General features: G+C 70.9%; 26 protein-coding genes and 1 riboswitch. Of the genes, 6 read left to right on the forward strand and 20 right to left on the reverse strand.

From position 1 onward, the window contains the following. Positions 1 to 46: 46 nt before the first annotated feature. From CG747_RS10680 to CG747_RS10725, 11 genes are all read right to left on the reverse strand, one after another. Entirely contained in the window at positions 47 to 403 is a 357-nt protein-coding gene (locus CG747_RS10680) for a hypothetical protein (protein WP_100601432.1), read from the reverse strand. A 21-nt stretch (positions 404 to 424) separates the two neighbouring features. Beyond that, the gene (locus CG747_RS10685; RefSeq protein ID WP_100601433.1) at positions 425 to 676 is read right to left on the reverse strand and encodes a hypothetical protein; all 252 of its coding nucleotides are present in this window, start codon (positions 674 to 676) and stop codon (positions 425 to 427) included. Positions 677 to 699: 23 nt separating this feature from the next. Next, positions 700 to 834 carry a hypothetical protein gene (locus CG747_RS49245; RefSeq protein WP_257980326.1) on the reverse strand — a complete coding sequence of 45 codons (135 nt, stop codon included), beginning with the start codon at positions 832 to 834 and terminating at the stop codon, positions 700 to 702. A gap of 9 nt (positions 835 to 843) precedes the next feature. Continuing rightward, positions 844 to 1299, reverse strand: coding sequence for a hypothetical protein (locus CG747_RS10690; protein ID WP_100601434.1), 456 nt, complete (start codon positions 1297 to 1299; stop codon positions 844 to 846). A 167-nt stretch (positions 1300 to 1466) separates the two neighbouring features. Next, on the reverse strand, positions 1467 to 3494 hold the full coding sequence (traB, locus tag CG747_RS10695) for a plasmid transfer protein TraB (protein ID WP_180985477.1): 2028 nt from the start codon (positions 3492 to 3494) through the stop codon (positions 1467 to 1469). Positions 3495 to 3515: 21 nt separating this feature from the next. After that, the gene (gene traA, locus CG747_RS10700; RefSeq protein WP_100601436.1) at positions 3516 to 4052 is read right to left on the reverse strand and encodes a plasmid transfer protein TraA; all 537 of its coding nucleotides are present in this window, start codon (positions 4050 to 4052) and stop codon (positions 3516 to 3518) included. A 13-nt stretch (positions 4053 to 4065) separates the two neighbouring features. Next, complete coding sequence (locus CG747_RS10705) at positions 4066 to 4569, reverse strand: hypothetical protein (RefSeq protein WP_100601437.1); 504 nt, start codon at positions 4567 to 4569, stop codon at positions 4066 to 4068. Positions 4570 to 4636: 67 nt separating this feature from the next. Continuing rightward, on the reverse strand, positions 4637 to 4966 hold the full coding sequence (locus tag CG747_RS10710) for an RRQRL motif-containing zinc-binding protein (RefSeq protein WP_100601438.1): 330 nt from the start codon (positions 4964 to 4966) through the stop codon (positions 4637 to 4639). Continuing rightward, positions 4963 to 6087: a hypothetical protein gene (locus tag CG747_RS10715; RefSeq protein ID WP_100601589.1), complete on the reverse strand. Its 1125-nt coding sequence runs from the start codon at positions 6085 to 6087 to the stop codon at positions 4963 to 4965. Before CG747_RS10715 ends, CG747_RS10710 begins: the two co-directional genes overlap by 4 nt. After that, positions 6087 to 6545: a Pycsar system effector family protein gene (locus tag CG747_RS10720; RefSeq protein ID WP_100601439.1), complete on the reverse strand. Its 459-nt coding sequence runs from the start codon at positions 6543 to 6545 to the stop codon at positions 6087 to 6089. The genes CG747_RS10715 and CG747_RS10720 overlap by 1 nt, the downstream gene beginning before the upstream one ends. Next, positions 6542 to 6787: a DUF6284 family protein gene (locus CG747_RS10725; RefSeq protein ID WP_100601440.1), complete on the reverse strand. Its 246-nt coding sequence runs from the start codon at positions 6785 to 6787 to the stop codon at positions 6542 to 6544. The genes CG747_RS10720 and CG747_RS10725 overlap by 4 nt, the downstream gene beginning before the upstream one ends. 669 nt (positions 6788 to 7456) lie before the next feature. Here CG747_RS10725 and CG747_RS10730 point away from each other — a divergent pair. Both CG747_RS10730 and CG747_RS10735 read left to right on the forward strand, forming a co-directional pair. Beyond that, complete coding sequence (locus tag CG747_RS10730) at positions 7457 to 8299, forward strand: GntR family transcriptional regulator (RefSeq protein ID WP_100601441.1); 843 nt, start codon at positions 7457 to 7459, stop codon at positions 8297 to 8299. Continuing rightward, the gene (locus CG747_RS10735; protein ID WP_100601442.1) at positions 8296 to 8988 is read left to right on the forward strand and encodes an HAD family hydrolase; all 693 of its coding nucleotides are present in this window, start codon (positions 8296 to 8298) and stop codon (positions 8986 to 8988) included. Before CG747_RS10730 ends, CG747_RS10735 begins: the two co-directional genes overlap by 4 nt. Positions 8989 to 9191: 203 nt before the next feature. Here the strand turns inward: CG747_RS10735 and CG747_RS10740 are convergent, their stop codons facing one another. Continuing rightward, positions 9192 to 10862 carry an HNH endonuclease signature motif containing protein gene (locus tag CG747_RS10740; RefSeq protein ID WP_100601443.1) on the reverse strand — a complete coding sequence of 557 codons (1671 nt, stop codon included), beginning with the start codon at positions 10860 to 10862 and terminating at the stop codon, positions 9192 to 9194. Between the two features lie 538 nt (positions 10863 to 11400). Next, entirely contained in the window at positions 11401 to 12069 is a 669-nt protein-coding gene (locus CG747_RS10745) for a class I SAM-dependent methyltransferase (protein WP_100601444.1), read from the reverse strand. A 278-nt stretch (positions 12070 to 12347) separates the two neighbouring features. Between CG747_RS10745 and CG747_RS10750 the strand changes: the two genes are divergently transcribed. Continuing rightward, positions 12348 to 12557, forward strand: a complete 210-nt coding sequence (locus CG747_RS10750; RefSeq protein WP_100601445.1) for a hypothetical protein — start codon at positions 12348 to 12350, stop codon at positions 12555 to 12557. A 47-nt stretch (positions 12558 to 12604) separates the two neighbouring features. Here the strand turns inward: CG747_RS10750 and CG747_RS47125 are convergent, their stop codons facing one another. Then, entirely contained in the window at positions 12605 to 13660 is a 1056-nt protein-coding gene (locus CG747_RS47125) for a nuclease-related domain-containing protein (RefSeq protein WP_146022061.1), read from the reverse strand. 252 nt (positions 13661 to 13912) lie between these two features. Here CG747_RS47125 and CG747_RS10760 point away from each other — a divergent pair, with 252 nt between their 5' ends. Both CG747_RS10760 and CG747_RS10765 read left to right on the forward strand, forming a co-directional pair. Continuing rightward, on the forward strand, positions 13913 to 14464 hold the full coding sequence (locus CG747_RS10760) for a DoxX family protein (RefSeq protein ID WP_100601447.1): 552 nt from the start codon (positions 13913 to 13915) through the stop codon (positions 14462 to 14464). Between the two features lie 157 nt (positions 14465 to 14621). Beyond that, positions 14622 to 15122 carry a VOC family protein gene (locus CG747_RS10765; protein ID WP_100601448.1) on the forward strand — a complete coding sequence of 167 codons (501 nt, stop codon included), beginning with the start codon at positions 14622 to 14624 and terminating at the stop codon, positions 15120 to 15122. 95 nt (positions 15123 to 15217) lie between these two features. Here the strand turns inward: CG747_RS10765 and CG747_RS10770 are convergent, their stop codons facing one another. From CG747_RS10770 to CG747_RS10790, 5 genes are all read right to left on the reverse strand, one after another. Beyond that, positions 15218 to 16417, reverse strand: a complete 1200-nt coding sequence (locus tag CG747_RS10770) for a HoxN/HupN/NixA family nickel/cobalt transporter (RefSeq protein ID WP_100601449.1) — start codon at positions 16415 to 16417, stop codon at positions 15218 to 15220. A gap of 30 nt (positions 16418 to 16447) precedes the next feature. Continuing rightward, positions 16448 to 16662, reverse strand: a riboswitch (cobalamin riboswitch). Between the two features lie 70 nt (positions 16663 to 16732). Further along, entirely contained in the window at positions 16733 to 17581 is an 849-nt protein-coding gene (locus tag CG747_RS10775) for an alpha/beta fold hydrolase (protein WP_100601450.1), read from the reverse strand. Continuing rightward, positions 17578 to 18240: a MarR family winged helix-turn-helix transcriptional regulator gene (locus CG747_RS10780; protein WP_100601451.1), complete on the reverse strand. Its 663-nt coding sequence runs from the start codon at positions 18238 to 18240 to the stop codon at positions 17578 to 17580. The genes CG747_RS10775 and CG747_RS10780 overlap by 4 nt, the downstream gene beginning before the upstream one ends. 185 nt (positions 18241 to 18425) lie before the next feature. Continuing rightward, positions 18426 to 19082 carry a nucleoside/nucleotide kinase family protein gene (locus tag CG747_RS10785; RefSeq protein WP_100601452.1) on the reverse strand — a complete coding sequence of 219 codons (657 nt, stop codon included), beginning with the start codon at positions 19080 to 19082 and terminating at the stop codon, positions 18426 to 18428. A 279-nt stretch (positions 19083 to 19361) separates the two neighbouring features. Further along, complete coding sequence (locus CG747_RS10790; RefSeq protein WP_100601453.1) at positions 19362 to 20525, reverse strand: class I SAM-dependent methyltransferase; 1164 nt, start codon at positions 20523 to 20525, stop codon at positions 19362 to 19364. Between the two features lie 334 nt (positions 20526 to 20859). On the opposite strand from CG747_RS10790, the gene CG747_RS10795 reads away from it, so the two are divergent. Continuing rightward, positions 20860 to 21792 (forward strand): universal stress protein, encoded by a 933-nt coding sequence (locus CG747_RS10795; protein ID WP_100601454.1) that lies wholly within the window; start codon positions 20860 to 20862, stop codon positions 21790 to 21792. A 34-nt stretch (positions 21793 to 21826) separates the two neighbouring features. Here CG747_RS10795 and CG747_RS10800 read toward each other — a convergent pair whose 3' ends face one another. Then, entirely contained in the window at positions 21827 to 22465 is a 639-nt protein-coding gene (locus CG747_RS10800) for a DedA family protein (RefSeq protein WP_100601455.1), read from the reverse strand. Positions 22466 to 22596: the final 131 nt, after the last annotated feature.

Raw genomic sequence — 22596 nt, forward strand, 5'->3', positions numbered from 1 at the left:
GGCGACCGCGGATCTTTGGCGAGAGGTGCGGTCGCCCCTGGCGTAGCTACTGGTCGGAGTCGGCGGGGTCGAGGTCGGCGCGGATCGCGCCTTTGACGTCTCCGCGGTTGGTCGGGTAGCTGAACACCAGGTGGAGGTGGGTGCCGCCGTTCATGCGGTCGTGCTCGGGCCAGCGGCGGCCGTAGCGGCCGAGGAGCTGGGCCCATGCTTCGAAGGCGGCGCGGCGGTCGGTGTTGGGCTGCAGAACGCTGGCTTCGCCGATCAACGTGCCGTTGCTGGCAACGGTCCACATCAGTGCGGGCAGTTCGGCGTCGATGCCGTGCTTGAGGAGCCGGGTTAGCACTTCCGCGGTGCGGAGCTGCCAGCGGTGTTCGTCGCGGGTGGTGGTCTCTGCGGTGCTCATCGCGTGGTCCCTCTCGGCTGGTTAGAAGGGCGGTTCGTCGCTGTAGCCGCCGGGCGGGGTGCGCCGCAGGGCGCGGGGCAGGGGCAGCACGAGCCAGCAGTGGTCCTCGTTCCAGCAGGTGCAGGACTCCCAGTAGGTCCCGGCGTACTCGCCGGTGTCGTCGGCGTAGTCGTGCGGGTTGCCGCCGTTGCCCTCGCAGTCGAGGCAGTCGGGGCGCGGGGTGTCGGTGAGGATCAGGGCCGGTCGGGGGCAGTAGGTACGCCGGATACGCATACGCACGGGGGCTCTCCTAGCTGTCACTCGCAGGTGCAGTCGGGTACGTCGCCGTAGCCGGTGTCGCCGCACTGGCAGCAGTGCGGGTGGGGGTAGGGGTCGCTGTCGTCGGTGGGGGCGCACAGCTCGCAGTCGATGAACTCGTCGTCCTCGTACACAGGTGCTCCTTAGCGGTGGTTGATGGTGCCGTTGGCCCGGCCGAAAAGGCCGGTTGAGGTGATGTGTTGGGTGATGTGTGGGCGCTGTGCTGCGGTGGCGCGGGCCTTGATGCGACCGATGAGGGCGGCAGCGGCGGCCCCGCCGGCGGCGATGACGGCGACGGTGGACCACAGGACGTGGCTGGCTGCCTCCAGCCCGGGGGCGGCGGCGGACAACCCGACCGCGGCCACCGCGACTCCACCCCCGACGGTCGGCGCCAGGAGCGCGGTGGACTTCGCCCAGGTCGGGATCGGCTGCGCGGCCGGGGGCGCCGGGACGGGCAGGGGGGCCGGGGTTGAGGCGGGTTCGGTGCTGTAGGCCAGGGCGCGTTCCCCGGAGGGGAGGATGACTTCCTGGACGCCGGGCGGGATCTCGTGCGGGGCCAGGATCGGCGGCTGGGTGGTCGGCGGGTCGGGGTGGGGCATGGCGGGCTCCTCGGGGGATGTGAGCGGGCCCGCGCCGGAGGTGGCGCGGGCCCGCGGGCGAGGTGTCAGGGGTTTGGTGTCAGGGGTGTCAGGCGGGGGTGTCAGGTGTTCTGACAGCGGGTTTGCCTAGGGGTTTGGGTGTCAGGGCGCGTGACGTGTCAGGGGTGTCAGGCGGCCGTCAGGCTCGGGCAGATCCGCCAGCGGCCCGTCTGGTTCGTCGGCTCCAACCGCCCCTCCAGCGCGGCTTCCTTGAGGCGTTCGGAGACCCAGGGGCGGCTGTAGTTGTGTGCGTCGCACCAGTCGGTGAAGTCCCGTGGCCCGACGACCATGCGGCCCTCTTCCTCGAACTGGGCGAGCGCGTCGGCGAAGAGCTTGCGGGCTTCCTCCGGCGACGGCTTGCGCCCCGGCTCCTGGCCGAAGAGGGGGTAGTCGTCGCCGAGTTCGGCGTCGGGGAGGTCGACGGTGGGGTCGATGTCGGCGTCCTCGGGGTCCACCAACGGCCCACTGCCCATCTGGTCCTCCTCCACGGCGACGGGCGCCGTGTGCTCGTGGCCGGGGGTGGGGCGGCCGGTGTAGAGCTGTCCGGCAACGCCGCGGGCAGCGCCAGCGGTGATCGGGTCGGCCTGGGCACCGTTGCGCTGCGCCCAGGAGGCGAGGACCTCCATGACGGAGACGGCGCGGTGGGTGAACCTCTTGGTGCGGCCCGGGGAGGAGTAGCGGTCCTCCGAGATACCGGGCGAGACCACGTAGCAGTAGCCGGGCCGGCGGTTCCCCCACGCGCCGGGGTGAGCGCCTGCGTCGATAACCGCCTCCGGCAGCGAGAACCCCTCATCGCGCGGGTCGCAGCCCAGAGCGATGGTGGAGGGCAGCGAGGCGCGGGTGCTGGTGGACATTTGGTCGTAGGACGGCCGCTGGAGCGAGATGATCAGCGAGATGCCCGCCGACCGAGCCTCCTGGGCGATGCCGGTGAACGTGTCGTCACCCAACGCGCGCAGCGTGTTGGCCGCTTCCTCGGCCCAGGCGACCAGGAACGGCATGCCCTCGCAGCCGCACGCCTTACCGTCAGGGCGGCAGGTGTGCTTGCTGCTGTTCTGCGGCCCGGCGGCCTCGGGTACCCACTGGCGGTAGCCGTGAGCACCCAGCCAGCGGGTGCGGGCGGGGATGGCGGCCCTGATGGCCTCCACCATGACCTCCGTGTCGGTTCCGCCCTCCGCGCTCCAGTCCAGGCCCGGCCGCAGCGGGCCGAAGTCCTGAAACGCCTTCGGGTCGGAGAACCACACCAGCACATCTCGCCGGGACAGGATCTCGGTGAGCAGGTTCAGGGCAGTGTCGCCCTTGCCGGATCCGGTGCCACCCGCGATCAGCACGTGCGTGGAGTTGCGCTCGGCTTCGGGGTCGCCGGGCAACCAGATCACCAGTGCGGCGCCGTCGTCGTACTGGCCGATGACCAGCGGTTCAGCGATCGAGCCGCCCAGGTTCGAGGGGCCTTCCCACTCCACCACCTGGGCGAGCATGTCCTCGGGGACGATGACCAGTTCCCCGCGTCGTTCGGAGGCGGGGTCGGGCATGTAGCGGACGGCGCCGCGCGGCAGGTCCAGGGCGGAGGCCAGCCGCGGCAGCGTCTTGGCCACGTCGTCGTTGGTCTGCTCCCCGGCCTCCAGCGCGACGGGGGCGGTGACGCGGTTCGGCTCGACCTTGACCGCGCCGATCTGGGCGCGGGCCAGGCCGACCTTGGCCAGCAGCCCCTTGTCGGTGCTCTCGCCGGACGCGTCGGGGTTGCGGCGCATGACCATCCGGATGTTCCACGACAGCGCGAACGCCGGCCCGCCCATCAGGTAGAGGTCCGGCAGCGGGCCCGCCGTCGGCCCGGCCAGGCACGCGGCGGTCAGCCACGCGGAGCCGGCGGCGACGGTGATGGCCGAGTGCAGGCGCCGCTGCTGGCCGCTGGCCCGCCCCGCCCACCAGGTCGCGCTGGTCAACGCCACCGACGCGAGCGTCAACCCGACGCCGGCAGCAGTGTCGTTGGCCCACTTCAAGCTGCCCAGCGCGCCGGCCAGACCGACCCCGCCCATGCCGATCCAGGGCGGCAGGTGCGGCTTGGCCCGGTGCATCAGGTACCGGCCGATGCCCGCGGCGTCCGTCGCACCGCGGAGCTGTTCCTCGTGCTGCTGCTCAGCAGCGTTGCGCTCGACCATCACCAACTCTCCTTCCTTCGCTTACTGCTGGGCCCAGTCCATGCGGGGGGTCTGCGGACGCCGGGCCCGGTGCCGGACGCGGTTGATCTCTTCCTCGTACTGCTGCTGGAACAGGGCGTAGGTGGCGCCGGCGTTCTTCGCCGCATCGCGCAGCGCGTCGGCGGACTTCTGGAGCTTGTGGGCCACCTTGAACGCCCGGATCTTCGAACCGCCGATCCGGCCCTCGGGGTCGGGCACGGCGCTGAGAACGGCCTTCATGATCTCGGCGGCCATGGCCACCTCGATGGACAGCGTCACCGCGGCGGAGCGCAAGGAGTTGCAGTAGTCGCGGACCTGGGCCGGGGAGGTGAACTCCGGTGCAGGCATCAGCGATCCGACCGAGGCCGGGCCGCCACCGCCCTGCTGGGCGGGGACGGCGCCGTTGGTGGTCTTGTTGATGTTCACGGTGAAACCGGGGGCGAACGAGGCGAAGGTGCTGGCCTTGTTGGTGTCGGTCTTGGTGTGGGAGCCGTTGGCGCCGGCGCCGGGGGCGCGGTGGGCGTATCCGGGCGTGGTCATGGGGTGGTCTCCTTCAGTGCGAGCGGCGGACGAGGGACCAGATGGTCTGAGCGGCGATCAGGAGGAACACCCACAGCCAGCCCAGCGGGCCGGTCAGCGGGCCGAAAGCGGCGGCCAGCGCCAGCCACGCGACCGCGGTGATGGCGGCCAGGGTCAGGGCCAGGCGCCAGCCGAACGCGGCGCGGTCAGGGGCCGGGGCGTCTCGCTGGAGGGTGATCAGCCAAGCCAGCGGGACGACGGCGAGCGGGGTGAGCAGCACCCCCGACCACCAGGCCAGCAGATGCAGGACGGCCGACAGCGGTAACGCGACCAGGCCCAGCAGAGTCGGGGCCAGGGCCAGCCGGTGCTCCCACACCCACCACCCCACAGCGGCCGCGGCGCGGGCGGTCAGGGTCGGGCGTTGGGGCACCACCACGACGAACGGCGCGTCCTGGCGCCGGTGGCCTCGCTGGTGCGGGATGTGGACGGCGGTGACCTCCGGGGCCACCTTGCGGAAACGAGAACGAGGTCGAGGCACGACGAAACTCCCAGGAAGCGACGGGCCCGCGCACCGACCGGTGCGCGGGCCCCTTTGGGCGAGTGGTTCACGGCGTCAGCCACGGAGGGCAGGTCGCGCAGACGCTGAGGGAAGTAGGGAGGGTGTAGCCCGCATCCCGGCCGCAGTTGGGGCAGGTGCGGCGAGCGGCGAGCGCCTTGTCCAGGGCCGCCCACTTGGCCGGGGTCATCGGCCGGACGGGCTGGGCGAGGTCGATGCGGTAGAGGTAGGCGACCAGCGGCCCGCGCCGACGGCGGGGCCGCTCCAACTGAGCTACGACCGGCTGACCGCCCGGCCGCAGCCCGCGGGTACGGAGCTGACGGCGGGTAGCCAGACCGTCCGGGGCAAGGCGCCACAGGTAGACCGGCAGGGCAGTCACGGGGTACCCGCTTCCTGCTCCATCAGGACACCCCAAGCGGCACGCACACGGCTCTCCGCACCGACGTACCCGGCTTCCCGGAACGCGGCGGCGGCTTGCCGGTAGGACATCGGCGGATCGACCGAGTACCGCAGGTGCCGCAGCACTACGACCAGTTGTTCATCACTGAGCTGGTCGCCGGGACGCGGGGACGTCACGCCCGCCACGAATGCCACCTCCTCCAGCGTCACGGCCTCACTCGCGGCCCGCCCGTCGTCCTCGGTGTCGTCCTCGGTCGGGGCCGGTGTCGAGGGCACCGTGACGGGCGTCTCGACATCGGGCCGCGGGCCCGTGACGGCCGGAGTGGTCGAGGCGGGCGTGTGCGGCTTGACCTGCGTGTCTTCAGCGTCACGGGTGGGTTGTGCGGTGCTGTCCAGCTCCGGCCGGGGGCTCCTGGTGGACAGAGGCAGCGTCACGGGGGCCGTGACGGGCGTGACGGCAGGCGTCACGGCGAACATCGACGCCAACGCAGCATCAGCGCCGTCCGTGACGCGGTCCCGCTGAACTTCCACCAGCCGCAGGCCCAGGGACGTGTCCCCGGCACCGACCTTGCGGGCCAGCTTCCACGAAGTCCGCTCCGACTCCGCCCGCAGCTCCGCATCAGGGTGGTTCGCCGCACGAGCACGGTGATACGCCAACGCCTGAACCACCGAGGCTGCCTTCCGCTCCGCCTCAGCGTCCCGACCGTCCTGATGGACGACGATGCGCCGAGCCAGGAACGCCATGCCCTCCGCCGCTACGCACATGCCCAACGGGGTGATCGCGTAGATGACGGTACGGCCAGCATCAGGGGCAGCCATGGCCGACATGGCCGATGCGGCCGTCGGCAGCGCCCACAGGCCCATCCGGACCACGAGCGGGGAGGACTGGCCCAGCATCGTCAGGCCCAGCAGCACCAGCGCCAGTACCGCGGTGGCACCTTCACCGGCGGCCACCGCACCCAACGCCGTGCCCGTGCCGTAGGCGTTGGAGACGTTGCTGAAGGTTCCCGCCGCACCCGCGGCACCAGTGGCAAGCATCGGCACAAACGCGGCCGTCAGGACCACCTTCTGCGCCAAGGTCAGGGGCTTTCGTGCACTCATCACGACGCACCCACCCACGTGACCACAGCCGCGACGACCAGCAGAACTCCGCCGACCAGGGTCCAATCGATCGAGCACCGCAGCCGCTGGAACTTGGCGACCGCGATCCGAGAGAGAACCGCGATGTCCTCGGCTCGGCCGTCCACCTCCAGCGCGTCCGCGATCTCACCCGCGGTCAGCGTTGCCCACCGCGGGAACCCCGCCGGTTGGGCGCCGCCCAAGTTCGGGCGGACCGTGCGCAGCAGCAGGGCCACCGCCCCCAGCAGCACCACCACACCCGCCGCGCCGACGATCCGGGCCGCGGTCGACAGGTGGACGCTGCCGGCCACCGACCAGATCCCGGCGAGCACGGCCCCGTTGAAGGCCAGCAGCAGGGAAGCTTTGGTGTCGGTCCGAGCGATCTCGCTCTTCACCTCCGCGTGCGTGGCGGTCAGAGCGGAATCGATGGTGTAGCTCACGCCGCCTCCCCAGGGGTGTTGAGGCGGTTGGCAAGCATCAGCCGCTCAGCCAGCACCTTGTTCTCTGCCCGGCGCAGACGCCGCCGGTCCAGCTCCGTCGCCCTGCGGTCCAGCAGGGCGATGTGTACATCCAGCAGCTCGACCTCCGCCTCGATCAGCGGCGTCTCGGCGGCGATGGCGTCCAACTCCGCGGCCGTGGGCTGGCGATCCGGGTCGGGGGTGAATGCGATGATGGTCTTCATGGGTCGTGGTTCCTTTCAGCGGAACGGCCCGACAGCGCCCCGGAGCGGCTACTCCGGGGCGCGTGCCGTTTGAGGTGAAGCGGGCCAGCTCAGGGTGTCCGGCTCCCTGCACTCCGCCCGTACGGCAAACAGCCGGACGGGCGGAGGAGGCAACCGGCCGCCGCCTAGAGACGGCGGGGCTGATGGAGCACGGCTTCACCGGTGCGCCGTTGCCACGGAGCACCGGTCCCGAGCCGGGATCGGGCGCGTCATCGTCACTGCTCTGACGCCAGCAGGGCGGCGCGTACCAGGTGGCACCCCTGGGGCTGACCTCCATTGATGGAGGTCAGCCCCAGGACTGTTCTCCAGAGCTGGCGCGCGGGGCAGGACCAGTTCACCTGCCGCTAAGTGGCCGCCGGCGGCCATCACCCGGGCCGTTGCGGGAGGACGGGGACATGCCCCGTCCCTTCAAATCTCTGTTGAGTTCTCAAAGAACAATCGCTTCCTTCGAACCCGTTTCACGGGCCCTCCGGGCGGGTTCTGGTCACGCATCCGTGCAGCCCAAAGAAGGGCCTCCGGGCCGCCTCCTCGTTTCCTCGACGGCGACATGTTCAACATAGGCAACCTGCTTAAGCAGGTCAAGATGGTTGGCAAGGTCGCTCAGGTTAGGCAGGTGGGTAGCATGGGGGCATGAGCCTCGACCCGAACGACGAGCGTCCGCCGTACTTGCAGGTCAGCAGCGTGCTTCGCGCGGAAATCCTCACGAAGAAGTTCGAGCCCGGGAAGCAGTTGCCGTCTGGGCCTGAGTTGGCCAAGCGGTTCGAAGTCGCCCGCGGAACGGTGACTCGGGCCCTCGACATGCTGAGGGACGAAGGGCTGATCGTGACCCGCAAGGGCTCCGGGTCTTTCGTCCGTGAGCGGACGGAGCGGCCGGTCGGCCTGCGGCCGCACCTGGAGATGGCCTTCGCCGATCCTCACGTCACGGTCGACTTCGCTGGATTCAGCAGTGAGACGCTCCACAGCGCGATGCAAGAGCCGCTCGACAAGATTCGCGCTGGTCGACTCCGCCCGGAGTCGATTGAAGTCCGGCTCCTGTTGCCGGACACCACGGCGCCGATGGCAGTGCCGACGCTGGTCGACGGGCTTGAAGACGACCCCGTGCTCCGCGATCGAGCCAGGGACATCGCGCTGACGAACGCAGCCGGGATCCGGCACTCAGTCGAAGTGCTGGCCGAACTCGGGCTGGTCGAGAAGGCGTCGGTGAACGTGAAGGTCTACCGGGCCACGTCTCTGTTCAAGCTCTACGTCCTCAACCGCCGCGACGTGTTCTTCGGCTTCTACCCGCTTCGGGAACGCACGATGGAGGTGGCTGGCGAGTCGCGCACCTTCTACGACGTCACCGGTAAGGACGCCACGCTGTTCCACCACGCCGCGGGCTCCGACGGTGAGTCCATGGGGTCGCAGTACGTCCAGCAGGCCACAAGGTGGTTCGAGAGCGTCTGGACCAGCATCGCGTACGAGCGTGAGACGTGAGCGCGGCCCCGGAGGAGCTGGCCTCCGTTCTCGCTCCGGTGCGCCACGTACTGCTCGACTTCGACGGTCCTGTGTGCTCGGTCTTCGCGGGGTTTCCGGCCCCTGATGTCGCGCGGCGCATGGTTGAACTGCTGTCGGGTCCTGACGGTCCGCCGCCGGGGTGCGAAGAGTCCGATCCGCTGGCATTGCTTCGTCGGATCGCTGAAGAGCGGGAAGACCTGGTACCCGTGGCCGACGAAGTACTGGCACGGCTGGAGGTGGAGGCCGTCGACCGGGCGCAGCCCACACCGGGCGGGGTGGCCTTCCTTGAGGCGTGCGCCGCGAGCGGGCGCTCGGTCTGGATGGTCAGCAACAATGCGACGGTGGCCATCGACCGCTACCTGAGCACCCATGGTCTCGGTCGGTTCGTCGCAGGCCAGTTCGGCCGGGTGAGCGGTCAGCCGAAGTCCATGAAGCCATCCCCGCGGCTCCTGTCGGCGGCTATGGGGGCGGCTGAGGCGAAACCGAGCGACTGCATCTTCGTCGGCGATGCGGTGCGTGATGTCGAGGCCGCCCATGCTGCCGGCATGGAGGCGATTGGGTACGCGAACAAGCCGGGCAAGGACGCGGCACTGACTGAGGCTGGAGCCGTGGCGGTGGTTACCTCTATGGATGACCTGGCCCGAGCGATTGTGGACAGGGACGGTTAGCCCTCTACCTATACAGAAGTCTTTGACCGCAAGGCGGTGGACGTCATCGCACGTGAAGCTCATTGATGCACTGGTAATCGGGCCGTTCGTGACACGCTTGATCCGTTGCTACGGAGCACCGGTTCTAGGTGGAGCTGGGTGCGTCATCAACACTGCACTGATGGCGCACCACCTCCGCACCGCCTAAGGCGGTAATTCCACTGCTAGCGAAGCGCCTCATTGTGTAGGCGCTTGGCCGTGACCGAGAGAACCCGGCGAAGCTTTTCCTTGTTCTCGCCATAGGTCTTGAGGGCGTGGCAGTTCGGGCAGAGAGCAATCATGTTCCACGGGGCATCGGGCCCACCCTTGGCGAGGTCGTGCACGTGGTCGACCTGCAGGATCGGCAACCCCGCGGTGGTTCGTTCCTTGGGGTGGCCGGCGCACTCGGGACTTTCGCAGTTTCCCGTACTGCGCCTTATGACCGCGGCTCGGGCGCTGGGATCGCGGACGTAGCGGTCGGCAAGCGTTGGCTTTTTCAGCAGGCCGCGTCGCTTGGCGTTCGCTTCTGCCTTTGCTGCCAAGCGCTTGTACGCGTCCTCGTCGCTCTCGGAGGTGTCCCGGGCCTCTGGGTCTACGTCGCCTGGACGGTAGTCGTCGGTGTCGTCGTGCAGGACGTCTTTGCCGATGTCCAACGCGTCGAAGACCTCGGGGGGCCATGTGTCACGCTCAGGGGAGGGCACTGGGGCCAGCACCCAGAGGAACTCGCGACGCCAGTTGCCGTCGGAGCCAACGCCCCACCGCCGCCTGCGCTGCACAATGACGGCCCAGGTCTCAAAGTTGAATTGCCCCTGATGCGGCTTGTGCCAGTAGCGCAGTGGGCGGCAATCAGCCTGGTAAGTGGCCATGGCCTCGTTGCCGTCGATGATCTTCTGGTCACCGGTGAGGCCGTCGCCAACGTACGCGATCCAGTTCGTGTCCGGGATGCGTCCGTCGGCATAGGGTCCCTTCTCGTCGGCGAAGACGCTCAGGATGCCATCACCGAGGCAGCCGATACCCGCCATCTTCTGACCGCCGTAGGCCCGCCAGATGGCATCCCGGTCCTTGAAGGTCTCTCCAAGTAGTGGGCGCAGGCCGTCTGCCCACCTCCCGGCGAGCAAGCCATGAAGGCCAAAGTCTTCCAACAGCCCCTTAGGCAGGGGATGGAAGTAGCGCAAGATCAGCCCGGCGGCAGCCTCCGCAGCTGCGTCGGGATGTGAGCGCAGAAGTGCGTAGTCCTCCTCCGGAAGTCCGCCGCCCGGGTCGGTGCGGTTCAAGGACTCCGCGGTCGGTCGCCGGCCCATGCTCGTGAGAGTGAGCTGTTGCCCGTGCTCGACGTTCCAGAGGCCGTCACGCACGAGGGCCCAGAAGGGGTAACGGGCAGCGTCCACGCCATCTTCAACCTGGGCGTACTTCTCCAGCAGTGGCGCCACTGCGTCGCGAACGGTCGACCAGGACCGCATGCGGGGAGCCCCCGCCGCGGCCTGCCCGATCGCCCACAAGAGAAGCACCGGACGATGCAGGGCCGCACCAGACTTACTGCGCCCTGGCCGTACATCCCCCACGCGCCGTCGAAACGACCTCGGTGGCTCGACAACTGTGAAGCCCTCACGCCTCAGCCACGTCACCGCATGCTTGAGACCGCCGCTGAACTCGGAGGGCTTGAGGGCGGTTCCGAAGTCGAACTTGTGGGCCACGCCAGCTATGGCCTTGGAGTCGTACTGCCGGTCCTCATGCACGAGGACGTACGTAGCTGCGGCGCGGTAGCCGTAGGTGCCCCGGAAAGCCTCCGGACCGAGCTGGTCATGCTCTGCAATCGCCTGCAAGATGCCCGCCCGGGTGATCTCAGAAGGAGCCATGAGCGACACCGTAGATCACCGCACTGACAACGACCGCTGCGTTTTCTCGACGGTGCTGGGCTGTCCCTGGGCCGGAGAGGGGCTCGGCGACTTCCGGCAACGACCCAACCAGCCAGTTGAGGTGACGGCAGTTTGTGACGGCAACGTCGGCGCACATGAGTGTTCGTGTACGCCCTTGCATGCATGAGCTGAACCTCACGACGAGCTTGGTCGCAAGGTAGGCGAGATGGCCGATCGAACTTACAAAGCAGATGTCGGCGGTTCAAATCCGTCTGTGCCCACCAGTTCCACCAGTTCCACCAGCGTCGATCACGTTGAAGGCCCAGGCCGGCCCCGTAGGGGGAGCCTGGGCCTTCGTCGTCGCTCCCGTTGTGATCACGGTTTCGCGCGGCCTGTGCGCGGGGTGGGCATGGAAGATCATCTCGCGGGCGCCTGGCCTGCTGAGGCGGCCGTTTCCATCGCCGCCGCGACCGTCCGAAGGGGCCGTACCCGGCACGGCACGAGAACCTGTGCCGCTTTCCGATGCCTGGTCTGATCCTCAGCCCGTCCGCTCGGCCATGACGACCACGGCCGGCCCGCTTTGCTCGTCCGGGGGGAGTCGGAGTTCGGCGACCGGGCGCAGTCCGGCCTGCTCGATCAGGTCGACGAGTTGTTGCGGCTGCCATTTGTGTGTCGTCCAGCGCACGGGTACGCCTCCGTAGGCTTCGGTGCGCGCCACGTCTTCGTCGCCGACGTGTGTTGCGGTGATGAAGTGTCCGCCCGGCTTCAACGCACGCGCGAACCGGGCGAGAACCTGGGGCAGGACGTCACGGGGGAGGTTGAACAGCGACCACCACCCGAGCAGGCCGCCGAGGGACGCTTCATCGAGGTCGAGCTCGGTGGCGGAGGCGACGCCGAAGCGGCACTGGGGATGCAGGCGGCGCGCGTTCTCGATCATGCGAGGGGAGAGGTCCACCCCGGACACGTCGAGTCCGCGTTCGGCAAGGTAGGCGGTGACCGTTCCGGGGCCGCAGCCGACGTCGAGGACCGGCCCGAGCCCGCTCACGGTGTCGGCGAAGGCGTCTATGGACGCCTTGAGCCATGGGTGGCTACGGATGTCGCCCATTCCCGTCGTCACCACCATGTGGGCGTAGTTGTCGGCCACCCGGTCATAGGACTCACGTACCGCGTCGAGATCGGCTGGGCGGTCGATTCGGTGTGCGCGCATCGGTCAACGATAGGACAGTGCGGCGCAGTTGGGGCTGGTGTGGAGGTTGGCGCCGAGTCGGTGATCGTGGCTCGGCTGTGCCCGTACGGGTGCTGCGGCGGTTCTCGTATCCGCGGCGGCCTTGTGCCGTGCCGGGGCGGGGGGAGTGCGGATGGGGTGGTGCTCCGGTTGACAGCGGGGTTCTCGGGCGCAGTCTGGTCTGGTGGGGATCACACCGGTGGGGACGTGGTCGGCCAACGGTCGTTGACGTGCTTGTGGCGCGGGCGCACTCTGGGGGTATGGACGAGCGCCCGCTCGTGGTGGTGCACCCGCCGTCGTCGACCGGTGGCCGGCGGGTGACGGTGCGGGCTGAAACCCTGGGGACGGCATACGAGCCCGGTGACATCGTCGAGTTCCTGTCCCTTGCCGGGCTTGATCCGGACCCCGTGTGGTTCGACGACCCGGCGTTGCTCGAATGGCGCGGCGGTGGACGGGACGTGTGGGCGTGAGCGCACACGCGGGGCCGGGGTGAAGGCGTCGCGGGGCCGTCGAGAGGTCAGTGCGGCCGGTTCCTGCGTCGGCTGGTGAGCCAGACCTGGCGGTGCCGTGCGACCGCGTAGATCGAGGCCACCTGGCCGGCCGACAGGATCGGGGGTCGGGCGGCCAGGGTGTGATCGATGGTGGTGCCGTCGATCACGAGTACCCGCGGATCGGGTGCGTCGATCTTGATGGACTGGGCGCCCACGACTCCGATCACCGGTTGCACGGGTATGTCCCGCCCGCACCAGTGGCGAAGCAGCTCGGCGGTCCTCGTCGCCTCGGACATGCTGTTGCGCAGGTGGTCCGTGCTGCCGCCGTTGACCCGCAGCATCACGTCGCCGACCCATACGCTCGCGCCCGCGTGGTGTTTGGCGTTGACGGTGAAGACGCCCGACGGGCCGATGGCCAGGTGGTCGATGTCGCTTCCCCGCGGCCACTTGATCCCGTGCAGGATGTGCCAACCGGTCGGAGTCAGCCGCTCAAGGGCGGTTCCCACGGCCAACTCGCCGGCGAGGCCGCTGCGGATGCGTTCGGGGACGAGGGTTCCCCGCGTCAGGCGGGAGGCGATGCGGACGAGCCATTTGTGCTCCAACTCCGCGGCGCGGGCCATTTCCTGGAGGGCGGCTCCCGGGCGGTTCGACGCCAGGTCGTCGCCCGGTGTCAGGGTGGGGAGCGGAGGGACGGCCGCCGCCCGCGGGGTCTGAGCGGCCTGGCGGGCGGGTGGGGGCTGACGGGTGGCTGGGGGAGGTTTTTGTGGCGGTTTGGGTGAGCTGGGTGGGCCGGCTGGGCTTGATGAGCTGGGTGGGTTCGGTGTTGTCGGGTGGGCGCTCTTGCGTCGGCCTGGAGCGTCCTGGTGTCGAAGCCACTCGGTGATCTTCGTCGAGGCGGCCTTGCGTAGCTCTTCGACGTGTACGTGCAGCTCACCGGTTTTGCAGTCGTACCAGGCGACGGCCTCGCCCTTCGGGCCCGGGCGATTGACGTAGAGCCGGTCCTTGCCGCCCTTCCGCCAACGCTTGACCACCAGTTCGTCCACGGCGCTCCCCCCGAAGCCGATCATCCGTGTCGAGGTCACCACGGAACGTGAGGCCGTGCAAGACGGCCTGGTCGGCCATGGGGAACCGGCCGCCGGGCCGGTGCTGACTGAAAGACCCCCGATCGGTGGAGATCGGGGGTCTTTGGCGTTTCCGGGGCGATGTGTATGGTGGGTGATGACTTGAACTTTCAAGTAAATTGTTCGGGAGTGATCAACCGGTGGCCTGACCGGCCGGTCCGCCACACGGTGCGGTCGGTCCGGCACGCGGTTCAGAGGGAATGAGCGTTTGTCATGACAACCCCCCACAGCACGTACGGAGCCGATCGCGCCGGTGCCGCGGTGCGGTACGCCCCTTCTCTGCACGGCTATGACGCCGGGCTGCTTCTGCTGCGGCTGGTCCTCGGGCTGACCATGGCGGCGCACGGCGGCCAGAAGCTGTTCGGCTGGTTCGGCGGTCCGGGCCTGGCCGGCACCGGGAAGTTCTTCGAGGCGAGCGGCTATCCGTCGGGCAAGGTGATGGCCCTGATCGCCGGGCTCACCGAGACGCTGGGCGGGCTCGGGCTGGTGCTCGGGCTGCTGGCGCCGCTCGCCGGCGCAGCCGTGGTCGGCACGATGATCAATGCGCTGGCGGTGAAGTGGGGCGGCGGTTTCTTCGCGCCCCAGGGTGTGGAGTACGAGCTGCTGATCATCACCGGGGCGGGCGCGCTGGCGCTGACCGGGCCCGGCCGCTACGCCGTCGACCGCTTCCTGCCCGGACTGCGTGCGCACCGGTTGGCGTACGGGGCGGGCGCGCTGGTTCTGAGTGTGGTGCTCGCGGCGATGGTGCTGCTGCTCCGGAAGTGAGTCCGGGCGCCCGTCGGGGTGCGGTGGCGGCCTCGGCGCGGCGGTCTCGGGAGATCGGTCAGGTCGGTGAATCGGCCGGGGGATCGGTCGAGGGGTCGGTCAGAGGAACGGCCGGGGAACGGCCGAGTAACGACGTGAGGGAAGACGGGAGGCTTTGATGTCCGTACGGCGGCTCAACCATGCGGTGTTGTACATCCGTGAGGTGGCACGGTCGGTGGCGTTCTACACCGAGGTGCTGGGATTCACGGTGGACGTGGAGATTCCGGGACGGGCGGCCTTCTTGAGCGCGCCCGGTTCGGACAACGACCACGACCTGGGGCTGTTCGCGGTGGGGCCGGACGCGCCCGGGCCGGAGAGCGGCCGGATCGGGCTCTACCACCTGGCCTGGGAGGTCGGGACGCTCGGCGACCTCTCGGCCATCGCGGCGCAGCTGCGGGAGCGGGGCGCGCTGGTCGGCGCCACCGACCACCTGGTCTCCAAGTCGCTCTACGCCCGGGACCCGGACGGGAACGAGTTCGAGGTGATGTGGCGGGTGCCCCGGAAGGACTGGCCGGGGGCGGACGTGTCGGACCGGCTGCGGCCGCTCGACCTGGCGTCGGCGCTGGAGCGCTGGGGTCCGGACCTGCTGACGGGCGCGGCGGCCGGTTCGGCCACCTGAGGCGCTGCCCGGGCATGGCCCGTTGGTGTGCCGCGGCCCTCCCCACCGGGGGTGGGGAGGGCCGCAGGCATGGGCGGTCATGCGCTCAAGGGGTGTCAGGCGGTGTCGGTTTCCTCCGCGCGGGGGGCCGGGGCGGTGCCCTGGGCGGGCGGTGCCTCCTGGGTCCTGGCGGCCCAGCGCTTCTCGACGCCGCCCAGTCGCCAGTACGCCAGTGCCGCCGCCCACACCACGACGAACACGCCGACGATGATGAAGCCCACGTTGTCCAGGTCGAGGGCGGAGATCCCGGTCGTCAGCGGGTCGTCGAGACCGAGCTTGTCGTGCAGGACGGTCACCAGCTCGATGGTGCCGATGAGGAACGCGACCGCGATCGACAGCCCGGTGATGGTGAGGTTGTAGTAGACCTTGCGCACCGGGTTGGCGAACGCCCACTGGTACGCGAAGTTCATGAAGGTGCCGTCGAGGGTGTCGAACAGGCTCATCCCGGCGGCGAACAGCAGCGGCAGGCACAGGACCGCGTACCAGGGCAGGCCCGCCGCGGCGCCGCTGCCCGCCATCACCATCAGCGTCACCTCGGTCGCGGTGTCGAAGCCGATGCCGAAGAGGAAGCCCAGCGGGTACATCTGGCCGGGGCGGCTGATGGACTTGGTGAGCCGGCCGAGGATCCGGTTCATGAAGCCCCGGGAATCCAGGTGCGCCTCCAGCTCCTGCTCGTCGTACGCGCCCGCCCGCATCGCCCGGAACACCTTCAGGATGCCGACCAGGGCGACCAGGTTGAGGGCGGCGATGAGGTAGAGGAAGGTGCCCGAGACGGTCGTGCCGACAAGGCCGAGCGTCTGGTGCGTGGCGGAGTTGTCGTTCATCAGCGCGCCGGCGAGCTGGGCGCCGCCCGCCACCAGCGCGGCCATCACGACGACCACACTGGAGTGGCCGAGGGCGAACCAGAAGCCCACCGAGACCGGCCGCTTGCCGTCGGCCATCAGCTTGCGGGTGGTGTTGTCGATCGCCGCGATGTGGTCGGCGTCGAAGGCGTGCCGCATGCCCAGGGTGTATGCGGTGATGCCGAGTCCGGCGCCGAACACCTGGCTGCCGACCGTGTAGTGGCCCGGCACGACCAGCAGGAAGAGCACGCCGAAGGCGACGACGTGCAGTGCGGCGATCACCGCCATCAGGCCCGCCGTGCGGACGGTGTCACGGCGCTGCCAGCGGAACGACCCGGTGGATCCGGGTATGCCGAGCAGGGGGGAATTGCGGGGAGAAGAGGGGTTGCCAGTGGAATCAGTGGACAGGGCCATCAGGCCATCACGCTCCAGCACCTCGTGGATTGCTTCGTGAGATGCCGTGGCCGGTCTCCTGGCTTACGGGTGCACGCGTCCACCCCGCCTTCCCGGCCGCAGGCTGCGGTCAGTGGCGCCGTACGCGCGCTCGGCGCGTACGGAGAGGGGTGGAAACTCCCCGATCACAGTGGCGAGGGCCGCGCCGGCTTGGGACACGAGGTCCAGCACCGGTCTTCCCGAACACCACGGCCCGGACACTCTAGCGGGCACCGGTGAGAACCGGCCATGCCCGGTGCCCGGCGCCGGCGGCTGCCGGGCGCCGGGAGGCTGGGGTCAGAGGGCCAGGGACGACAGGAAGGCGTGCAACTCCTGGTCGAAGAACGGGGTGTTCTCCAGGTTGACCATGTGGCCCGCGGCCGGCACGCGTATGCGGCGGGCGCCGGGGACGTGCAGCGCTATGGCGTGGGCGTTCGCGGAGATGTCGGAGGAGTCGAGGTCGCCGTCGAGGACGGTGGTCGGCACCCGGATCTCGCCCAGGCGGTCGAAGGCGCCGACCTCCAGGGGCATGCCCGGGCCCGCATCGTCGGCGTGCACCTCGACATTGGCGGACGCGGAGGCGCGCATCCGCTCCCGGAAGCCGGGGTGCACGGCGGACGGCGCGCGGTGCGGGCCGTCCACCCACATCCGCAGGAAGTGCTCCACATAGCGCTCGGCGCCGCCCGGTTCGCCGAGCGCGGCGACCTGCTCCCCGATGTGCTCCAGGAGGAAGGGGTCGGTGAAGGCGCGGCCGCTGATCCCGGGCGAGGCGAGGAAGAGGGCCGTGACGCGGTCCGGGTGGGCGAGCGCGGTGTCCAGCGCGATCCGGGCGCCGTGCGAGAGGCCGACGAGGACGGCGCGCGGTATGTCGAGCGCGTCCAGCAGGGCCGCCAGGTCGTCGTGGTTGGCCCAGTCGCCGGTCACCGTGGAGGAGAGGCCGTGACCGCGGGCGTCGTAGCGGACCGCCCGCAGGCCGGAGTTGACCAGCCAGGCGAACTGCTCGTCCCACATGTGCTGGTCGAGCATCCCGTCGTGCAGCAGTATCACCGCGGGCCCCGAGCCGGCCGTCTCGTAGAACAGCTCGCCGTCGTCGACCGGAACGGTGTCGTTGTCGATCTCGGACCAGGCCTGGAAGTCGTGCGTCATTCTGCGGGCCGTTCTGTGCGCTTCGGGTGGTCGGTCGGACGGGCGGGCGCCGGAGACCGGTGCCCTGTTGTGGGCGGTATCGCGTCCTCTGCGGCGTCCAGGGCTGCGGCGTCCCGCATTTCGGGATTGCCGCTTTCCTCCGGGGGAACGCGCGAGCCGTCCGCCAAGTGCCGGAATTCCTCACCGAGCCGGTCCAGGACCCGCAGCGCCGTACGGACCTCCCCGGCCGACAGGTCGGTCAGGCCGCGCCGGAGCTCCGTCGCCTCGGCTTCCCGGATCCCGCGCACGACCGCCGTGCCCTCGTCGGTGAGCCGGATCAGCGAGGAGCGGCGGTGTACGGGATTGGGAGCCGTCACGACCAGGCCGAGCTCCGCCGCGTGGTTCACCCAGCGCTGCACCGGCTGCCGGTCCAGGTCCAGCGAGCGCGCCAACTGCGGGACGGTGCGCGGGCCGTGGGCGCGCAGCGCGTCGAGCAGGGTGTGCTCGCCGGCGGTCAGGCCGGTGCCTTCGAGCTCGCGCTCCGTCGCGCGCACGACCGTCCGGTGCAGCGGTCGCAGCCGCCGGATGACGTCGTACAGCAGCTCTTCGGCGGCCGCCGCGTCCCCTTCCGCGCCCTCGTCCCCGTCCCCGTTCACGTTCCGGCGCCTGTCCGTGTCCATGTCCCCCTCCATGTCCCCATCCCCATCCCCGTCCCCATCCCCGTTCACGACCGCCGCCGTGCCCGTCCGTGCCCCATCCCCATCCCCTGCAATGACACTGCTGATGTCATGGTGACATTCATGATGTCGTTTTGGAAGGGGTGTTGATGCGCGGTGGGGAAACGTGAAGGGAGGGCGGGGCGGGGTCAGTCGTCCAGTGGGGGTGGTGCCTCGTCGGCGGTGAAGGAGACGACGAGGTCGGCCCGGGGGCGGGTGGCCGCCACGAGGCGGGCGTTGGCCTCGTCGGAGGTGCGGACGAAGTCCTCGGCGTCCACCCGCAGTCGGCCGAACCGCTCGTGCCGGTCGATCAGCCGCCGTACCCGTTCCTGGGGTTCCAGCTCCATGTACCAGGCTTCGTCGAGGAGTTCGCGGATCTGTGCCCAGGGGTCGGAGTGCAGGAGGAGGTAGTTGCCCTCGGTGATGACGAGCGGGATGTGCGGGGCCACCGGGATGCTGCCGGCGACCGGCTCCTCGATACGCCGGTCGAAGGCCGGCGCGTAGACGGGCGTGCCGGGTTCGGGGGAGCGCAGACGGGCCAGCAGGGTCGTGTAGCCGGCGGGGTCGAAGGTGTCCGGTGCGCCCTTGCGCTCCGTACGGCCCAGGCGGCGCAACTCCGCCTCGGCGAGGTGGAAGCCGTCCATCGGGACGAGCGCGGCCTGGCCGGTCAGCTCCGCCGCCAGCCGGGCGGCGAGGGTGGACTTTCCGGCGCCCGGCGGCCCGGCGATGCCGAGCAGCCGGCGTCGGCCGGGCGTCGCGGAAGCGGCGAGCCGGCGGGCACGGGCCACGAGGTCGTCGAGGTTCATGATGGGTCCATCGTGCCTGATGGGCCGGGGTGCCCGCCGGGCGGTCGGGGAGGCTCGGCGTCCGGCGTCCGGTTCCGCCCGGTGTGCGGCCAGTGGCGTCGGCGGCGCGCGACGCCGAGCGTGGGCTGTCCGCGGCCGTCGAGGCGGTGTTCGGCTCCCTCGGGCCGCCGCCGGTCTCACACAGCCGGTCGAGGAGCCCGGCGCGAAGCGGTCCTCCGGCCGGTCGCCGCGACGCCGTGCCGCTACCGCCCCGAGCCCCGCTCCCCGGCCGCCGCTGCGCTACTCCGCCGCGCCCAGCCGCCACAAGGAGGTGACCTCCGCGGCGCGGGCCACGTGCAGCGGGTCGGAGGTGTCCCGGGCGCGCGGGTGGCGGGGGGCGATGTCGAGCCGGTCGAGGACGGTGAGGCCGCCCTCGGCGAATGCGGCGAGGAGTTCGGCGCGCGACCGCAGGCCGAGGTGTTCGGCCAGGTCGGAGAGGATCAGCCAGCCCTCGCCGCCCGGAGTCAGATGGTCGGCGAGACCGGCCAGGAAGCCGTGCAGCATCTGGTTGCCGGGGTCGTAGACCGCGTGCTCCACGGGTGAGGTCGGCTTGGCGGGGACCCACGGGGGATTGCAGACGACGAGCGGGGCGCGGCCGGCCGGGAAGAGGTCGGCGGCGACGATCTCCACCTGGTCCGCGACGCCCAGCCGGGTGGTGTTCTCCCGGGCGCAGGCCAGGGCGCGCGGATCCTGGTCGGTGGCCACGACCCGCCGCACGCCGCGGCGCGCCAGCACCGAGGCCAGGACGCCGGTGCCGGTGCCGATGTCGAAGGCCAGGTCCCGGTCGGGCAGCGGGGCCTCCGCGACCAGGTCGACGTATTCGCCGCGGGCCGGGGAGAAGACGCCGTAGTGGGGGTGGATCCGGTCGCCGCCGAGGGCCGGGATCTCCACGCCCTTGCGGCGCCATTCGTTGGCGCCGATCACGCCGAGCAGCTCCCGCAGGGACACCAGGACGGCGGTGTCGCCGGAGGCGCCGGCGGGCAGCCCGGTCCCGTCCGGCGGACCGTAGGCCCGGGTGCACGCCTCGCGGACGTCGGGGGCGCGGTGCAACGGGACGGCCAGTTCCGCGTCCAGGGGGACCAGCAGCATGCCGAGGATGCGGGCGCGCTGGTTCTGGGCGGCGCGGTGCAGGTGGAACGCCTGGGTGACGTCGGCGGGCGGTGCCTTGCGCGGGCGGCGGTCGACCCGGCGGGCCAGCGCGGTGAGCAGCTGGCGGGCGTTGTGGAAGTCGCCGCGCCACAGCAGCGCGGTGCCCTCGCAGGCGAGCCGGTATGCCTCGTCGGCCCGGGTGCGGTCGTCCGCGATGGCGATCCGGCGGGGTGGCCGGGCGCCGTTCTCGGAACGCCAGTGGGCGGTACGGACCTGCTCGTCCTCGGTCCATTCGACGACCGGGGGGTGGTTCACCGCAGTGTGCCTCGCGTCAGTGGTTCGGATCCGCGCCCGGGGCGGGAGGAGGGGCGGGGGTGGGGACGTTCGACTCTACTCCGTGCCGGGAGCGGGACCTTCGTCCCTGTGTCCCCCATGGGTGCCGGGGCAGGATGGAGGTGAGTCGGTCAAAAGCCGCCCGGTGCGATCAGATCGGTTTTTATAGCGGTGTAAGCGGTGTAAGCGGTGTAAGCGATGTAAGCGGTGTAAGTAGACGTATTCGCGTGTGCATGGACGTACGGGCGCCGGGATCGGTGTACGGGGGCGGGCACCGGCGTACGCGGGTTCAACGGGTTCATGGGTGGAGGCATGTATGGGCACCTTGCCGGTCATCGTCGGCGTGGACGGATCCCCGGACAGCGAGCGGGCGTTGCGCTGGGCGGCGGACGCGGCCCGGGCGCGGTCGGCGCCGCTCCGGATCGTGCACGTGTGGCCGTACGCCACCGCGGAGCGGGCCGCCGCCGGTGAGCAGGGCGGCGACCCGGTGCTGGCCGGCCTGAGGGACCGGCCGTTCCTGGCGGAGCTGCCGGACGTGGAGTTCCGCGGGCTGAGCGGACTGGCCGACACCCAGTTGCCCGCGCTCGGCGCCGAGGGGCAGCTGCTCGTCCTGGGATCGCGCGGGCGCGGCGGCTTCGCCAGTCTGCTGCTCGGCTCCAACGGGCTGGCCTGCGCCGCCCGGTCCGCCTGCCCGGTCGTGGTGGTGCCGCGTCCGGACCGCGCCGGTACGGAGCGGGGCCCGGACGGCGAGGCGGTGCCGCCGGCCGTCCGGCAGGTGACCCTGGGCGTGGACGCGTCCGCCGACGAGCCCGCCGCGCTGGACTTCGCGTTCGCCGAGGCCGCCCGGCGGGGCGCCCGCCTCCGGGTCGTCTCCGGCTACACCTGGCCGATGCTGCTGCCGCCCGCCTTCGAGTACGCGGCGGTCTACGAGTCCACGCAGCCCGAGTACCAGGACGCGCTCGGCCTCCGGCTGGTGGACGCGCTCGCTCCGCACCGGGTCCGGCACCCCGGGGTCGAGGTGCTGGTGCAGCTGCGCGCCGAGGATGCCGCGGGGCAGCTGGTGGCCGCGTCCACCGGGAGCGACCTGGTGGTGGTGGCCCGGCACCGGCGCCGGTTGCCGGTCGGCCCGCGGCTGGGTTCGGTGGCGCATGCGGTGCTGCTGCACGCGGTCTGCCCGGTCGCCGTGGTGCCGGAGACCCCGGCCGAGGACGGTGGCGGGGGCGGCGGCTCGGAGGGCGGCGGTTCGTAGGGCGGCCCCGGGGCGCGCGGCGGGCGGTCGCCGGTCAGTGCGCGGTGGTCTCCCGCCGCGGGCGCCGCATGAGGTAGGCGGCCGCCGAGCCGGCGATGAAGAGCGCGAGGACGGAGAAGCCGGTGCTCACCCACGACGTGCCGAGCCAGTGGCCGCCGAAGTAGCCCAGGCTGACGCTGTACGCGGCCCAGACCAGGCCGGCCAGCGCCGACCAGGGGAGGAACTCGCGGACCGTCCGGTGGGCCACCCCGGCGCCCAGACTGACCACGGAGCGGCCGGCGGGCGCGAAGCGGGCCAGCACCACGATGCCGCCGCCGCCCCGGGTGAGTGCCGCGCCCAGTCGCTGCTGGGCCGCGGACAGCCGTCGGGAGCGGCCGATGGCGCGGTCGAAACGGTCGCCGCCGCGCCAGGCCAGCCGGTAGGCGACCAGGTCGCCGAGAACGGATGCGGTGGCCGCGCAGAGCACCAGGGAGGCCATTTCGGCCAGGTGGTTCCCGTCGTGGACGGAGGCGGCGACGTCGGCGGCGGGGCCGGAACCGGCGGCCGTGGTGGCCGCGGTGATCACCAGGACCCCGCTCGGCAGGATCGGGACGAAGACGTCGAGGACGACCGAGAGGCCGACGATCACATACACCCAGGGGGTGCCGCTGAGCGACCCCAGGCTTTCCACCAACGTCTTGCTCCCGGTCCGGTCCCCGCCGCGACGTCGCTCGGCGCGGCAGGGGCGGCACTACGGCTGTACAGCGTACGCCGGGCCCGAACGGCAGAACGGGCCGGGGCGGGAAGCGGCCCCGGCCCCGGCCC

Source organism: Streptomyces sp. CB02959 (genome assembly GCF_002803155.1).
Classification (GTDB): domain Bacteria; phylum Actinomycetota; class Actinomycetes; order Streptomycetales; family Streptomycetaceae; genus Streptomyces.

Excerpts from the sequence above, each read along its gene's own strand:
- CG747_RS10680 (WP_100601432.1), bottom strand. The coding sequence starts at position 403 with ATGAGCACCGCAGAGACCACCACCCGCGACGAACACCGCTGGCAGCTC.
- CG747_RS10685 (WP_100601433.1), bottom strand. The coding sequence starts at position 676 with ATGCGTATCCGGCGTACCTACTGCCCCCGACCGGCCCTGATCCTCACC.
- CG747_RS10690 (WP_100601434.1), bottom strand. The coding sequence starts at position 1,299 with ATGCCCCACCCCGACCCGCCGACCACCCAGCCGCCGATCCTGGCCCCG.
- traB (WP_180985477.1), bottom strand. The coding sequence starts at position 3,494 with ATGGTCGAGCGCAACGCTGCTGAGCAGCAGCACGAGGAACAGCTCCGC.
- traA (WP_100601436.1), bottom strand. The coding sequence starts at position 4,052 with ATGACCACGCCCGGATACGCCCACCGCGCCCCCGGCGCCGGCGCCAAC.
- CG747_RS10715 (WP_100601589.1), bottom strand. The coding sequence starts at position 6,087 with ATGAGTGCACGAAAGCCCCTGACCTTGGCGCAGAAGGTGGTCCTGACG.
- CG747_RS10725 (WP_100601440.1), bottom strand. The coding sequence starts at position 6,787 with ATGAAGACCATCATCGCATTCACCCCCGACCCGGATCGCCAGCCCACG.
- CG747_RS10730 (WP_100601441.1), top strand. The coding sequence starts at position 7,457 with ATGAGCCTCGACCCGAACGACGAGCGTCCGCCGTACTTGCAGGTCAGC.
- CG747_RS10740 (WP_100601443.1), bottom strand. The coding sequence starts at position 10,862 with ATGGCTCCTTCTGAGATCACCCGGGCGGGCATCTTGCAGGCGATTGCA.
- CG747_RS10745 (WP_100601444.1), bottom strand. The coding sequence starts at position 12,069 with ATGCGCGCACACCGAATCGACCGCCCAGCCGATCTCGACGCGGTACGT.
- CG747_RS10750 (WP_100601445.1), top strand. The coding sequence starts at position 12,348 with ATGGACGAGCGCCCGCTCGTGGTGGTGCACCCGCCGTCGTCGACCGGT.
- CG747_RS10760 (WP_100601447.1), top strand. The coding sequence starts at position 13,913 with ATGACAACCCCCCACAGCACGTACGGAGCCGATCGCGCCGGTGCCGCG.
- CG747_RS10765 (WP_100601448.1), top strand. The coding sequence starts at position 14,622 with ATGTCCGTACGGCGGCTCAACCATGCGGTGTTGTACATCCGTGAGGTG.
- CG747_RS10770 (WP_100601449.1), bottom strand. The coding sequence starts at position 16,417 with ATGGCCCTGTCCACTGATTCCACTGGCAACCCCTCTTCTCCCCGCAAT.
- CG747_RS10775 (WP_100601450.1), bottom strand. The coding sequence starts at position 17,581 with ATGACGCACGACTTCCAGGCCTGGTCCGAGATCGACAACGACACCGTT.
- CG747_RS10780 (WP_100601451.1), bottom strand. The coding sequence starts at position 18,240 with ATGGACACGGACAGGCGCCGGAACGTGAACGGGGACGGGGACGAGGGC.
- CG747_RS10785 (WP_100601452.1), bottom strand. The coding sequence starts at position 19,082 with ATGAACCTCGACGACCTCGTGGCCCGTGCCCGCCGGCTCGCCGCTTCC.
- CG747_RS10795 (WP_100601454.1), top strand. The coding sequence starts at position 20,860 with ATGGGCACCTTGCCGGTCATCGTCGGCGTGGACGGATCCCCGGACAGC.